Below are 13731 nucleotides of genomic sequence, written 5' to 3'. Positions count from 1 at the left end.
CGCGCGTAGATCAGCCGCGGGTTGCGCTCAAGACAGGCGTCGGGCCCGAGGCCGAGCCGCTCCATGACCCCGGGTCGCATGCCTTCGACCAACACGTCCGCGCGCGCGGCCAGGTCGAGCGCGGCACCCAGGGCGTCCGGCTGCTTGAGGTCGAGCGCGACGATCGTGCGGCCGCGGTCCAGCGGATCGCCGGGATGCGGCGCCGCCGTCAGCCCCCGATCGGTCGGGTTCGTGACGCGCAGCACGTCGGCGCCGAGGTCGGACAGCAGCGTGCAGGCGAACGGCGCAGGGGCGAGCGAGGCGAATTCGAGGACGCGAACACCGCCGAGGGGACCAGCGTCACGACGGCTCGTCGAATTTGACCGTGGCCTGGTGGGCGACTGTTGGCTCGCCCGCCGCTGCGCGTCGGCCGGCGCTGCGCCACCGGCCACGGTTGACTTCGGCGAGGGGTCATGGTTCGACATGCTGCGAGCATAATTCGACACGGCGTCAATTCGGCACCGCACAATTACGTACGATGGCGGACTGTGAGCGGTGCGCATGCTCTGCCGTCGCGGGACGATCGCGGCCGGGAGCCGATGGGGTTCACCCGGTGGGCCGCGGCGCATCACGTGCGGGCGGCGCTCGTCGGCGCGCGCCGACGCGGCGTGGACGTGGCGCCGCTGCTCAGGCAGGCCGGGATCGAGCCGGGGGTGCTGGCCGAGGAGCACGGCCGGGTGACCGGCGCGCAGTTCGTCGTGCTGACCAAGGCATTGTGGGACGCCCTGGACGACGAACTGCTCGGCCTGGGCTCGGCGCCGCTGCGCGTCGGCACCTTCGCGATGATGGCGCACGCGGTCGTGCATTGCAGCCCCGATCTGCGCACGGCGGTACGGCGCGCGGATCGCTTCTACCGGCTGTTCCCGGCCGGTCCCCGCTTCGAGTTGACCGAGCGGGGCGCGGTGGCCCGGGTCGAGTTCGACTTCTCCGGCTACGACGACCCCGACCGCTTCGCGGCCGAGTCGCACCTGGTGGTCTGGCACCGGTCGGCCTCCTGGCTGATCCGGCGGCGCATCGGCCTGCACGAGGTCGAACTCGGATATCCCGCTCCCCCGCACGCCCTCGAATACGGCCTGTTGTTCGGCACGGACTGCCGTTTCGACGCCGCGGCCACCGCGGTCAGCTTCGACCGGGCGCTGCTGGACCAGCCGGTGGTGCAGGACGAGGCGGCGCTGCGGGCGTTCCTGCGCCGCGCGCCGTGGGACATCCTTGCCCGGATGGACTACGGCCAGGAGGTCTCCGCGCAGGTGCGGCGGCTGCTGAACCAGGCGCTCGGCGAGCGCGGCGGCACCGTACGCGACAACACCGCACGCGACGACACCGCGCCCGGCGGCCTGCCCGGACCCGAGCAGGTGGCCGCGCGCCTGTCGATCAGCCCGCAGACGCTGCGCCGCAAGCTGGCCGCCGAGCAGACCAGTTTCCAGCGGGTACGCGACCAGTTGCGGCGCGACGTGGCGGTCTCGGCGCTCGCCCGCGGCGACTCGTCGATCGAGGAACTGTCCGAGCGGCTCGGCTTCTCCGAGCCGAGCGCGTTCCACCGCGCCTTCCGTCGGTGGACCGGCGCGACGCCGCGCGCCTATCAGGGGTCATATCAGGAGACCGGCCGGGACGCTGCCGGCATTTAGGCCGTGGCAGACGGCCTTCGGCCGCAAGCGAGGCGCGCCATGGCGGCAGGTAGCAGGGGGACGCCCTCGCACTGGGGTGTTGCCACGATCCCTGGAAACCGCCGGTTGTGCGTGGGCGTCCCCGCAACGCAGCCAGATGTCGTCATGGGCGACGAGAGGAGTGAAGGCTGGCTCGGCCACGGCGCCAGTTAGGGCGGGCGCGGGCTCGGGCTCGGCGGTTCCCGCGGGAACCGTCCGGCCCGATCCGGCATCATTTCCTGCGTGACGATTGGCCAACTGGATTCGACCGGCCGCCACGCGGCTTCCCGGCACGCCCGGCACGCGCTGAGCAAGGTCCCGGAAGTGACCGTCTACTTCTGGATCACCAAGGTGCTGACCACCGGCATGGGCGAAGCCTGCTCGGACTTCCTCTCGCACGCCTTCGGGCCGGTGCCCGCGGTCGGGCTCTCCGGGCTGGTCCTGGCCGGCGTGCTGTGGGTCCAGTTCCGCGCGCCCCGGTACAAGGCGTCGATCTACTGGACGGCCGTGGCCATGGTCAGCGTGTTCGGCACGATGGCCGCCGACGTGCTGCACGTCGGCCTGCACATCCCCTACGGCGTGTCGACGGCGTTCTACCTGGTCGTGCTGCTCACGGTCTTCGCGCTCTGGAACACCAGCGAGAAGACGCTGTCGATCCACAGCATCCACACCCCGCGGCGCGAGGCCTTCTACTGGATGACGGTGATGGCCACCTTCGCGCTGGGCACCGCGGCCGGTGACCTGACCGCGACGACGCTGGGCCTCGGCTACTTCTCCTCCGGGGTCATGTTCGCCGTCTTCTTCGCGATCCCCGGGCTGCTCTACCGCAGCCGCATGCTCGGCTCGGTCATGGCGTTCTGGCTGTCGTACATCATCACCCGGCCGCTCGGCGCCTCGTTCGCGGACTGGATGGCGGTCTCGCACGCGCGCGGCGGGCTGAACATGGGCCTCGGTCCGGTCACGGTGGCGTGGCTGATCGCGATCCTCGGCTTCGTGGCCTACCTGGCCGTCAGCCGCCGGGACGTGCAGACGCAGTAGGTTCGGCGCGGTCAGGAAGGTCAGCAACACTGAGCGCGCAGGTCATGAGACTTCGCCGCCCCGCGCGCCTACCGTGGCTGGTATGACCGATGCACTGATCTTCGACGCGGTACGCACACCGCGCGGCAAGGGCAAGCGCGGGTCGCTGCACAGCGTCAAACCCGTCTCCCTCGCCTCGGGCCTGCTGCGGGCCCTGGCCGAACGCACGAACCTGGACACCGCCGCGGTGGACGACGTGGTGTTCGGGATCGTCTCGCCGGTCGGCGAGCAGGGCTCCGACCTGGCCCGCATCGCGGTGCTGGCCGCGGGCTGGGACCAGGGCGTGCCCGGCACCCAGCTCAACCGGTTCTGCGCCTCCGGCCTTGAGGCGGTGAACATCGCCGCCGCGAAGGTGGCCTCGGGGTTCGACGACGTCGTGGTCGCGGGCGGTGTCGAGTCGATGTCGCGGGTGCCAATGGGCTCGGACGGCGGGGCGTGGATGGCCGACCCGGAGACCAGCCTCGCGGTGAACTTCGTGCCGCAGGGCGTCTCGGCCGACCTGATCGCCACGCTGGAGGGGTTCAGCCGCGAGGACGTGGACGGCTTCGCGGTGCGCAGCCAGCAGAAGGCGGCGAACGCGCGCGACAAGGGCTACTTCGAGCGTTCGATAGTCCAGGTGGCGGACCGGAACGGCACGGTTCTGCTGGCAGCGGACGAGACGATCCGGCCGGAGACGACGCTCGCCGGGCTCGGCGCGCTCAAGCCCTCGTTCGACTTCCCCGGGCAGCTCGGTTACGACTCGGTGGCGATCGACCGGTACCCGCAGGTCGAGCGGATCGAGCACGTGCATCACGCGGGCAACTCGTCGCAGATCGTGGACGGCGCGGCTGCGGTGCTGATCGGCAGTGCCGAGGCCGGGCGTCGGCTCGGGCTGCGCCCGCGTGCCCGGATCGTGGCGTTCGGCGCGGTCGGCACCGAGCCGACCATCATGCTGACCGGCCCCGGGCCCTCGGCGCGCAAGGCCCTGGACCGGGCCGGGCTGTCCGTGGACGACATCGACCTGTTCGAGATCAACGAGGCGTTCGCGGCCGTGGTGCTGAAGTTCTGCCGTGACCTCGGCGTGGACGAGGAGCGGGTCAACGTCAACGGCGGGGCCATCGCGCTTGGCCATCCGCTCGGCGCCACCGGGGCGATCCTCGTGGGCACCCTGCTGGACGAGTTGGAGCGCCGCGACCTGCGGCGGGGGCTGACGACGCTGTGCGTCGGCGGCGGCATGGGCGTGGCGACGATCATCGAACGGGTGTGACCGTGACTCAGGACGCTAATTCTCAGGGTGCCGCTACTTCTCAGGGCACTCCCATCCCGGGCATCCGCCTGGAACGGGACGCCGACGACGTCATCACCCTGACGATCGACCAGGAAGGCCCCGTCAACACGATGAACACCGGCTTCCGCGCGGCGCTCGGCGAGGCGGTCACGCGGCTGGAGGCCGAACGCGAGTCGATCCGCGGCGTGGTGGTCACCTCGGCGAAGAAGACCTTCTTCGCGGGCGCCGACCTTCGTGAGCTGGTGCGGGTGACCAAGGACGACGCCGCGGAACTCGCCCGCAGCGTGGAGGCGGTCAAGTCGCACCTGCGCCGGCTGGAGAAGCTCGGCCGTCCGGTGGCCGCGGCGGTCAACGGCAGCGCGCTCGGCGGCGGCCTGGAGATCGCGCTGGCCTGCCACCACCGGGTCGTGCTCGACCGCGACGACGTGCGGCTCGGCTTCCCCGAGGTCACGCTCGGCCTGATCCCGGGCGCGGGCGGCGTCGTGCGCACGGTGCGGATGATGGGCGTGCAGGCGGCGCTGCCGCTGCTGATGGAGAGCAGGCAGCTGCGACCCGCCGCGGCGCTCAAGGCCGGCTGGGCCGACGAGCTCGCGTCAGACCTCGACGACCTGGCGGCCAAGGCGCGCGCCTGGGTGCTGGCCAACCCGGACGCGATCCAGCCGTGGGACAGGAATCCCGGCGCGGTCGGCGTCAAAGACCTGAAGCCGTCCGACCCGGCCTCGTACCCGCTGCTGGCGGTCGCCCCGGCCGTGCTGCGCAAGGAGACGCACGGCACGATGCCCGCGCCGGAGAAGGCGCTGGCCGTCGCCGTCGAGGGCGCGCTGCTGGACTTCGACACCGCGTTGCAGGTCGAGGGCCGGTACTTCGTCGAGCTGGCCACCGGGCAGATCGCCAAGAACCTGATCGGCACGTTCTTCTTCCAGATGAACGAGATCAAGGCCGGGGCGTCGCGGCCGTCCGGCGTCGAGAAGCATCGGACCACGAAGGTCGGCGTACTCGGCGCGGGCATGATGGGCGCGGGCATCGCGCAGGTCACCGCGGTCGCAGGGATCGACGTCGTACTCAAGGACGTCGACATCGCGGCGGCCGGGCGCGGCAAGGCCGCGGTCGCGAAGCAGCTCGAAGGCCAGGTCGCAAAGGGTCGCCTGACGCCCGAGAAGCTGCGAGCGGCCCTGGGCCGCATCACCACCACCGACGACTACGCCGACCTCGAAGGCTGCGATCTGGTCATCGAGGCCGTATTCGAGAAGCGTTCGCTCAAGAACGAGGTGAACGCCGCCGCCGAGGCCGCCGCGCTCCCGGACGCCGTGATCGCGTCCAACACCTCGACGCTGCCGATCACCGGCCTGGCCGAGGCGGTGCGCAGCCAGGACCGCTTCATCGGCCTGCACTTCTTCTCTCCGGTCCCGAAGATGAGGCTCGTCGAGATCATCCGCGGCGCGAAGACCTCCGACGCGACGCTCGCCCGCGCCTACGACTACGTCCTCCAGATCGGAAAGACGCCGATCGTGGTGAACGACTCGCGCGGCTTCTACACTTCGCGCACCTTCGCCACGTTCATCACCGAGGGTGTCAGGCTGCTGGCGGAGGGCGTGCACCCGGCGCTGATCGAGAACGTGGCGAAGAAGGCCGGGATGCCGGTCGGGCCGCTGGCCGTGCACGACGAGGTGACTCTGACGCTCTCGCTCAAGGTGCGCGACCAGACCCTCGCCGACCTGGCCGAGCGCCCCGAGGCCGCGGCGATGGCCAAGGAGATGGAGAACGACCCGGCGTTCCGCGTCATCGACGAGTTCGTGCACGAACTCGACCGCCCCGGCAGGGCGGGCGGCGCGGGCTTCTACGAGTACCCGCAGGACGCGCCGAAGCACCTGTGGCCCGGCCTCGTCACGCGATACACGAGGCCTGACGCAGGCGTGAGCGAGCAGGACGTGCGCGACCGGCTGCTGTTCATCCAGTCGCTGGAGACCGTCCGCTGCCTTGAGGAGAGCGTGCTGACCTCGAACCGGGACGCGAATCTGGGCTCGATCCTGGGCATCGGCTTCGCGCCGTGGACCGGCGGCGCGATCCAGTTCGTCAACGCGTACGGCGTCGAGGAGTTCGCCGCACGCGCCGACTACCTGGCCGACACGTACGGCGAGCGCTTCCGCCCGCCGCGCCTGCTGCGCGAGAAGGCCGCCAGGCACGAAGCGTTCTGATCAACCGGCATCAGCGTCGGCATCAGCACTCACACGATCGCCGCCGCGTATGTAGCCATGCGGCTATGTAGGCAGCCGGTTGATTGCGTGATCCCCGGCCGCCCACAAGTACTGCACCGCGTAGGCCCGCCACGGCCGCCACTCGGCGGCGTGGCGGGTCAGCGCCGCCGGGCTGCCCGGCAACCCGAGTGAGCGCGCAGCAAGCCGCATGCCCAGGTCACCCGGCACGAACGCGTCAGGATCGCCGAGCCCACGCATCGCGATGATCTCCACCGTCCAAGGCCCGAACCCAGGCAGCGCACTGAGCCGCTCCCGCGCACGCACCGTTCGAAATCTCCGTACACGCTCCCAGCCTCAGCCAGGGCCGACCCGCGAGTCCAGCGGAAATCCGACACGTACGTCACTGCCCGGCAAGTCAGGGCAGAGCGAAATACCCGGAAGTGGCCGCCTGGAAATGCCGGAAGCCGGGAGTCGCGTTCCCGGGTGCGTTCAACCGCTCCGCAGCAGCCATGACGGGCGCAGCTGTGTCTGCGGCCGGAAGCTCAGTCCAGACAGGCGATGAGCTGCTCGAACGCCGCGGCGTCGCCGTCCACCGTGATGGTCGCCGACTCGTGGCGCATGCGCTCCTTCAGGTGTTTGTGCAGGATCGTGATGTAGTTCACCGACTCGGTCGTCACGACGGCATCGGCGACTTCCTGCGCCGGCTCGGTGGTGGCGGACAGTTTCCCCTTGGCGAGGACTGCGGTGACCGTCCCGTCGGGGAAGCGGAAGGAGACCACGCGGCGCGGCGCGTCAGGTCCCGGCGACTTGAACATGTGCCGCAGCCCGAGGGCGAAGTTCGCCGGCGTGGACAGGTCGGGCTTGAAGTCGATGTAGCGGATCCACTTGTACGGGTTGCGCAGCGCGCGCTGCTCGGCACGTGTGCCGGAGGTCACGTAGACCGGCTCGGGGTACTTGCGCAGCGTCATCAGCGTTTGCTGCCGGTGTTTCGCCGGGTCCGCGAGATAGTCGCCGATGTGCTCGTCGCCCGCCGGGCACACGGCCACGCAATAGCCGGACCGGTAGGTCGGGTTGAACTCCAGCCCCTGGGCGATGACGATCGTCTCCTCACGGCGGAACTTCGCCCGGTAGGCAGCCGGTCCGCCCTCCGCCGTGAGCGTTTCCACCCAGTCGGCGGTCATCTGCGGGAATTCGTGGTAGTTGTGGCCCATACAGGCGAAGAAGTCGAAGTCTTCGTCCTTGTGGATGGCGTTCACGGGGCAGGCGGCGACGCACAGATTGCAGTCGAAGCAGGGGTTGTAGTCGAGCGGCTTGTTGTACTCGTCCAGCTCGCGGTCGATGATGATCGTTTCGAGCAGGATGAAGTTGCCGAACTCGGGGTGGATCACGTTGCGGTTCACACCCATGTGGCCCATGCCGGCCTCGGTGGCCACGATCTTGTGCGAGATCAGCCAGAATCCCTTGCCCGGCGACGGCGCCAGTTCCAGCGGGAAGCCCGTGGGAGCGGAGTTGGCGCGTATCCCGTGACGGTCGAGTTCGGAGCACAGTTCGGCGGCGATCTCGTCGAGCTTGTTGGTCGTCAGCTTCCACGTCACGTCCGCGGGCGTGCGCGCGGGCACGCGGGTGGCCATCTTGTTGATCTTGCGGACCAGCGAGATCATGGTCTTGGCTTCGGGCATCATGAAGCGGGCGTTCTCGCCCTCCTGGCCGAGTCCGGGCCGGGAGACCTCGACGAAACCGACGTCGTCGACACCGTGGCGCATACACAGTTCCCGCAGCCACTGCGCTGAGATGATCTCGACAGCCTCCTTGCCGGACCGGGGCGGCAGGCCGCGCTCGTGGACTCGGCGCGCCTCCTCGGCCTCCGGCGTTCCGCGGAAGACCTGGCCCGGCTTGTCGGCGTTCTGCATGTGATCGAGCCTATGTGGACGGCGCTGACCGTTTCAATCAATTGCCGCCATGCGGCAACGCGGGAGAAGCCGACGCACCGACGACCGTATCGCGAGCGTCAGGGGCCGCAGATCACGGCCGAAGTAACGACCACAAAGCCGCATGTGGTGACGTACGTGTCGGATTTCAGCTGGACCGTGTGGCGAGGGTCTGCTGGACTGGCGTCATGACGACGATCACCGAGAAGGCCGAGTTGCTGCATGCGCTGCATCGCCGAGGCGAGCCGCTGATTCTGGCCAACGCATGGGATGTGGCCAGTGCACGCCTAGTCGAGGAGGCCGGTGCGAAGGCGGTGGCGACGACCAGTGCGGGGGTGGCGTGGAGTCTGGGCGCCGCAGACGGCGACCGGCTTGGGGTTGAGGCGGCGGTCGCGCTAGTCGCGCGGGTGGCGGCGGCCGTGAGTGTGCCGGTGACGGCCGACATCGAGAACGGTTTCGCGCAGACGCCCTCGGGTGTCGCCTCGACGATCCGGGCTGTGCTGGCCGCCGGAGCGGTGGGCGTCAATCTTGAGGACGCGGTCTACCTGGAGTCCGGCGTCCGGTTGCGCGATACGGCGCAGCAGGCGGAGCGGATCGCTGCGGCACGGGAGGCTGCTGCCGCTGCCGGGGTGAACCTGTTCATCAATGCACGCATCGATACGTATTTGCTGGCGGTGGGTGGCCCGGCTGAGCAGCTCGACGCGACGGTTGCTCGCGCTGCGGCGTTTGTGGCGGCGGGGGCCAGTGGTGTGTTCGTGCCCGGTGTGGTCGATCCGGCGACGATTTCGGCGCTCGTCTCGGCGATCGACGCTCCGCTCAACATTCTGGCCGGGCCGAGCGCTCCGCCGATCCCTGAGCTGGCGGCGCTTGGCGTCGCGCGGATCAGTCTCGGGTCGTCGATCGCGGCGGCGGCTTACGCGCTCGTTTCGCGCGCCGCACGGGAAGCGTTCGGCGAGGGCACGTACACGGAGATCGGTCAGGCGCTTGGTTACGGGCAGCTCAACGAGATCATCGCCGGGGATTGACCATCAGTGGGGCCGACCGGGGCGGGGCCGAGAGTGGAGTCTCGGGCGGGATTCGAGGGCTGGGATCCGGGTGCGGGGGGGCCTCGGCGACCGGGGCTGAAAGGAAACTTGCGAAAGTTGCGCGATTCGGGCCGACGGGCAAGTCCACCGGTGCGGAGACGGGTTGGCGCGCCCCAGAGTGCGGCTGTGGCGCGCCAACAGGCCTGGCAGTGGTGTTGCCTGCGGGGTTACCGAATGTTGCGTAACCTCGCTCGAATGTTATCGCAGGCTCACCGGGGATCACAACAGGTGTGTGGAACGCGATCGGGGACGGCCGACGGTTCCATGCGCTGACGTTGGCGTTACCATGCCTGCCATGAGCCCTGCAAAGGTCCAGTCCCAGCGCGGTGAGCCGTCCGGCGACGGCACGGCGACCCTGGCGGAGATCGCCCGTGCCGCGGGAGTGTCCACTCCGACAGTTTCGAAGGTGCTGAACGGCCGCGCCGACGTCGCTCCGGCCACCCGGGTGCGCGTCGAGGAACTGCTGAGACGGCACGGCTACAGCCGGCGGCGGGGCAGCGGGCAACCCGCCGCGCTGCTTGACCTCGTCTTCCACGAACTGGAAAGCGCGTGGGCGATGGAGGTGATCCGCGGTGTGGAGAACGTCGCCCGCGAGACCGGCCTGCACGTCGTGCTCTCCGAGTCCGCGGGGCGGCTGAGCCCCGGGCAGACCTGGGTGGACGGGGTGCTGGCGCGGCGGCCGACCGGCGTGGTGCTGGTGCTCAGCAACCTGGATCCGGGCCAGCGGGCGCAGCTGACCAGCCGCGACATCCCGTTCGTGGTGATGGATCCGGCGGGCGACCCGGGCGACGACGTGCCGTCGGTGGGCGCGACCAACTGGCACGGCGGCCTGGCCGCGACCCGGCATCTGATCGAGCTCGGCCACCAGCGGATCGCGGTGATCGGCGGGCCGGCGAAGATCATGTGCAGCCGGGCCCGGATCGACGGCTACCGCGCCGCGCTGGACACCGCAGGCCTGCCGATCGACCCCACGCTGATCCGCGAGGGCGACTTCCACCACGAGGCGGGGTACTCGATCGGCCTGGAACTGCTCCAGCTGCCCGACCGGCCGACCGCGGTGTTCACCGGGAACGACCTTCAGGCGCTCGGCCTGTACGAGGCGGCGCGCGAACTGGGACTGGTGATCCCGCGCGACCTGAGCGTGGTCGGCTTCGACGACCTGCCGATCGCCCGATGGATCGGGCCACCGCTGACCACGGTGCGCCAGCCGCTGACGGAGATGGCCGAGGCGGCGGCCCGGCTGGTGATCGACCTGAGCCGGGGCAAGCGGCCGAACCCGCTGCGGGTGGACCTGGCGACGCGGCTGGTGGAGCGCAGCAGCACGGCGCCGCCGCCGCGCCGGTCGTGAGGTGTTCGAAGGCAGGTGGGTACGTACTCGTACACGCGTGCATGCGTTGCAAGAGCGCGCATTGTGAGATCGAAATGAGAGATCTTAGCGGGGCGGGAACGCGTTGACGGGTCGGCGCGGCGGTCGTAGCGTTTCCGACATAGTTCGATCACATGTCTGAAACTTTCGAGAGAGGCGTCGCGTTGACTGCTTCCCGCCGCTTCCGGGCCGCGATCCTCGGTGCCGGGGGTATCGCCGAACTCGGTCATCTGCCCGCGCTTCGCGCCCAATCCCACCGCGTCGACGTGGTGGCCGCGGCGGACGTGGATCCGGATCGACTCGACACCTTCGTCCGGAAGCACGAGATCCCTGCGGGCTACGGGTCGCTCGAAGCGATGCTCGAAGAGCAGCGTCCTGATCTGGTGCACGTCTGCACGCCGCCTTTCGCGCACGTCGACGCCGTTGTGAGCATACTGAACGCCGGCTCCTGGGCACTGGTCGAGAAGCCCCCGGCGCTTTCACTGGCCGAGTACGCCCGCATCGAGCGGGCCGAGCGCGACGGCGGCCCGTACGCGAGCGTGGTCTTCCAGCACCGGTTCGGCGCGGGAGCGCTGCGGCTGGCCCGGCAGGTCGAGACCGGCGAGCTCGGACGGCCGCTGGTCGCGCAGTGCGACACGAGCTGGTTCCGCGGGCACGGGTACTTCCAGGTGCCGTGGCGCGCGAAGTGGGCCACGGAGGGCGGCGGCCCGACGATGGGCCACGGCATCCACCAGATGGACCTCATGCTGGCCGTGCTCGGCGAGTGGGAGGAGGTGCGCGCGATGGCCGGGCGGCTGGACCGGGCGGTCGAGACCGAGGACGTCTCGATGGCGCTGGTCCGGTTCTCGTCGGGCGCGCTGGCGACCGTGGTCAACAGCATCCTGTCACCGCGCGAGGAGTCCCGGCTGCGCTTCGACTTCACCGACGCAACCGTTGAGTTGAAACACCTTTACGGTTATACGGACGCGAATTGGACGTACACACCGGCGCCGCACGTGTCCGAAGACACCGCGCGGATCGCGGGATGGACGCGCGGGGCCGGGGATGACGGTCAGTCGGCTGGTGAGGGCAGTTCGCACACGTCGCAGCTTCGGTACGTCCTCGACGCGATGGAACGCGGCGAGCGGCCGCCGACCAGCGGGCCGCAGGGGCGGGCTGCGCTGGAGCTGATCACCGCGCTGTACCGCTCGGCGTTCACCGGACAGCCGGTGCTGCGCAGTCAGCTCGGGCCGGATGACCCCTTCTACCACCAGCTGCACGGCGGCGTGCCGGGCTGGGCGCCCGAGGCGAGCGGAGAAATCGAGAGTGGTGGGACCGGCGTGAGCGGGACAGGTGTGAGCGGGAGCGGTGTGGGCGTAAGCGTAGGCGGCGCGAGTGACGGCAGCGTGGGCGGCGAAGGGGATGGGCTGCGCGTGGCGCGGCTGACGCGGCGGGACGAGAAATCCTCGCTCAGCGTCGAGGCCGGCGGCACCGAGCTGCTGCGCTACGACTACCGGCCGCAGCTCGACACGTTCGAATGCCGGAGCCCTTACTTTCATCCGCTGCGCACGCTCTCCGGCGGAACGGTCACCTGCAACCGGCCGAACGACCACCGCTGGCACAAGGGGCTCGCGATGACCGCGTCGCACCTGTCGCAGCAGAACTTCTGGGGCGGCGGGACGTACGTACACGGAGCGCCCGGCTGGGGGTACGTCAACCTGCCGAACGTGGGCCGGATGGAGCACACCGGCTTCGACGAGGTGACCGACGGCGGGGGCGCCGGCGGTACCGGTGACGCGGGGTTCGTCGAGACGCTGGACTGGATCACCTCGCGCGACGAGCTGTGGATCCGGGAACGGCGCACGCTGGCCGTGCGGGACGTCGATCCGGACGGCGGAAGCTGGGTGCTGGAGTTCGGCACCGAACTGCACAACGTGCGCGGCCAGAGCCTCGACTTCGGCAGCCCGACGGTCTTCGGCCGGGAGCTGGCCGGGTACTGCGGCTTCTTCTGGCGCGGCCCGCGCGAGTTCACCGGTGGCGCGGTGCTCACCTCCGGCGGACGCGAGGGGCAGCCCGCGGCGATGGGGCACACCTCGCCGTGGCTCGCGTTCAGCGGCGAGTTCGACGAGCGCGACGGCTCCGCCACGCTGCTGTTCGTGCCCGACCCGGCGAACCCCGGCGGCGATCCGTACTGGTTCGTGCGTAGCGAGCCGTTCGCCGCGGTGAACCCGTCGCTCGCGTTCTTCGACTCGCTCGAACTGCCCGCCGACCAGACACTGCGGCTGCGCTATCGCGTCGCCATCGCCGACGGAGTCTGGGACCACGCGCGGATCGAGGCGTACCTGGAGGCACATCCGTGGTGAACACGGCAGCTGACAAGACTGGCGCGACGGCCGGAGTCGTCGAGTCGCCGCAGTTTCCCGGTGGTACGGCAGTCTCAGGGCTGCACGTCTACGAGTGGGCCGCGGACGACGGACTGTGCGGCGGCTCACCCCATGTGCACCTGGCGTGCACGGAGGCTTACATCGTCGTCGGCGGCGAGGGCTCGCTGCAAACGCTGACCACGCAAGGCCTTCGTGAGACTGCGCTGCGCGCCGGCACCGTGGTGTGGTTCGGACCGGGCACGATCCATCGCGCGATCAACGGCGATGGCGCACTGCGTGTCGTGGTGCTGATGCAGAACGCCGGCCTGCCCGAGGCAGGGGACGCAGTGCTCACATTCCCCTCCGAAGTGCTCGCCGACGCATACGCATACGCACGCGCGGCGTCGCTCCTCGATCCGAACGCGTCGCATGCCTCTGACGAACAGGCGGCGCGGCGACGGCGCGACCTCGCCGTGACCGGCTTCCACCGACTCGCCGAGCAGATCGAATCCGGAGACGACGACGCGTTGGAGGAGTTCTACCGGCAGGCGTTGGCGTTGCGCGCGGACCGGTTTGCGCAGTGGGAGGAGCTGTGGCGCGATGGTCCCGCGCTGGCCGTTCAGCGCACTGCCGAGCACTTGGCGGCGCTGCGGCAGGGCGGGATCGGCCACCTGCTGCGCGCGGCGGCCGAGGTGCGGAATGCGCCGGCACCTGCGGACCGCCGCTACGGGATGTGCGGCCGTCTGGACACGTACGACGTCGCCTTGAAGCGCGAGGCGTGACCATTCG

General features: G+C 70.1%; 10 protein-coding genes and 1 pseudogene. 8 read left to right on the top strand and 3 right to left on the bottom strand.

Annotation, left to right across the window (positions count from 1 at the left end; genetic code table 11):
* Positions 1 to 464 (bottom strand): CoA transferase (locus VGS97_RS03370; RefSeq protein WP_326851679.1); only part of this gene is annotated, 464 nt, incomplete at its 3' end.
* A gap of 63 nt (positions 465 to 527) precedes the next feature.
* On the opposite strand from VGS97_RS03370, the gene VGS97_RS03365 reads away from it, so the two are divergent.
* The 4 genes from VGS97_RS03365 to VGS97_RS03350 all read left to right on the top strand — a co-directional run bounded on the left by VGS97_RS03365 (position 528) and on the right by VGS97_RS03350 (position 6221).
* A complete protein-coding gene (locus tag VGS97_RS03365; protein ID WP_326851678.1) occupies positions 528 to 1664 on the top strand; it encodes an AraC family transcriptional regulator in 1137 nt (378 codons plus the stop codon).
* Positions 1665 to 1925: 261 nt separating this feature from the next.
* Positions 1926 to 2720 carry a hypothetical protein gene (locus VGS97_RS03360; protein WP_326851677.1) on the top strand — a complete coding sequence of 265 codons (795 nt, stop codon included), beginning with the start codon at positions 1926 to 1928 and terminating at the stop codon, positions 2718 to 2720.
* Positions 2721 to 2802: 82 nt separating this feature from the next.
* Positions 2803 to 4005 (top strand): acetyl-CoA C-acetyltransferase, encoded by a 1203-nt coding sequence (locus VGS97_RS03355; RefSeq protein ID WP_326851676.1) that lies wholly within the window; start codon positions 2803 to 2805, stop codon positions 4003 to 4005.
* Between the two features lie 2 nt (positions 4006 to 4007).
* Complete coding sequence (locus VGS97_RS03350) at positions 4008 to 6221, top strand: 3-hydroxyacyl-CoA dehydrogenase NAD-binding domain-containing protein (protein ID WP_414641633.1); 2214 nt, start codon at positions 4008 to 4010, stop codon at positions 6219 to 6221.
* 63 nt (positions 6222 to 6284) lie between these two features.
* Here the strand turns inward: VGS97_RS03350 and VGS97_RS03345 are convergent.
* Both VGS97_RS03345 and VGS97_RS03340 read right to left on the bottom strand, forming a co-directional pair.
* Positions 6285 to 6542: pseudogene (locus VGS97_RS03345) on the bottom strand (DNA-3-methyladenine glycosylase); the annotation flags it as partial.
* A gap of 221 nt (positions 6543 to 6763) precedes the next feature.
* Entirely contained in the window at positions 6764 to 8131 is a 1368-nt protein-coding gene (locus VGS97_RS03340) for a hypothetical protein (protein WP_326851673.1), read from the bottom strand.
* Positions 8132 to 8337: 206 nt separating this feature from the next.
* Between VGS97_RS03340 and VGS97_RS03335 the strand changes: the two genes are divergently transcribed.
* The 4 genes from VGS97_RS03335 (at position 8338) to VGS97_RS03320 (ending at position 13724) form a co-directional block, all read left to right on the top strand.
* Positions 8338 to 9174 carry an isocitrate lyase/phosphoenolpyruvate mutase family protein gene (locus tag VGS97_RS03335; protein ID WP_326851672.1) on the top strand — a complete coding sequence of 279 codons (837 nt, stop codon included), beginning with the start codon at positions 8338 to 8340 and terminating at the stop codon, positions 9172 to 9174.
* Between the two features lie 355 nt (positions 9175 to 9529).
* Positions 9530 to 10582 carry a LacI family DNA-binding transcriptional regulator gene (locus VGS97_RS03330; RefSeq protein WP_326851671.1) on the top strand — a complete coding sequence of 351 codons (1053 nt, stop codon included), beginning with the start codon at positions 9530 to 9532 and terminating at the stop codon, positions 10580 to 10582.
* 152 nt (positions 10583 to 10734) lie between these two features.
* Positions 10735 to 12942 (top strand): DUF6807 family protein, encoded by a 2208-nt coding sequence (locus VGS97_RS03325; RefSeq protein ID WP_326851670.1) that lies wholly within the window; start codon positions 10735 to 10737, stop codon positions 12940 to 12942.
* Positions 12939 to 13724: a cupin domain-containing protein gene (locus VGS97_RS03320; RefSeq protein WP_414641632.1), complete on the top strand. Its 786-nt coding sequence runs from the start codon at positions 12939 to 12941 to the stop codon at positions 13722 to 13724. The genes VGS97_RS03325 and VGS97_RS03320 overlap by 4 nt, the downstream gene beginning before the upstream one ends.
* Positions 13725 to 13731: the final 7 nt, after the last annotated feature.

The organism is Actinocrinis sp., assembly GCF_035946395.1.
Lineage (GTDB): Bacteria > Actinomycetota > Actinomycetes > Streptomycetales > Catenulisporaceae > Actinocrinis.
The sequence above is the reverse complement of the archived record's forward strand: the minus strand, read 5'-3'. Positions and strand labels throughout refer to the sequence as shown.

What these genes read in the sequence shown, in the direction of transcription:
- VGS97_RS03335 (WP_326851672.1), top strand. Translation starts at nt 8,338, where the DNA reads ATGACGACGATCACCGAGAAGGCCGAGTTGCTGCATGCGCTGCATCGC.
- VGS97_RS03340 (WP_326851673.1), bottom strand. Translation starts at nt 8,131, where the DNA reads ATGCAGAACGCCGACAAGCCGGGCCAGGTCTTCCGCGGAACGCCGGAG.
- VGS97_RS03330 (WP_326851671.1), top strand. Translation starts at nt 9,530, where the DNA reads ATGAGCCCTGCAAAGGTCCAGTCCCAGCGCGGTGAGCCGTCCGGCGAC.
- VGS97_RS03355 (WP_326851676.1), top strand. Translation starts at nt 2,803, where the DNA reads ATGACCGATGCACTGATCTTCGACGCGGTACGCACACCGCGCGGCAAG.
- VGS97_RS03325 (WP_326851670.1), top strand. Translation starts at nt 10,735, where the DNA reads ATGTCTGAAACTTTCGAGAGAGGCGTCGCGTTGACTGCTTCCCGCCGC.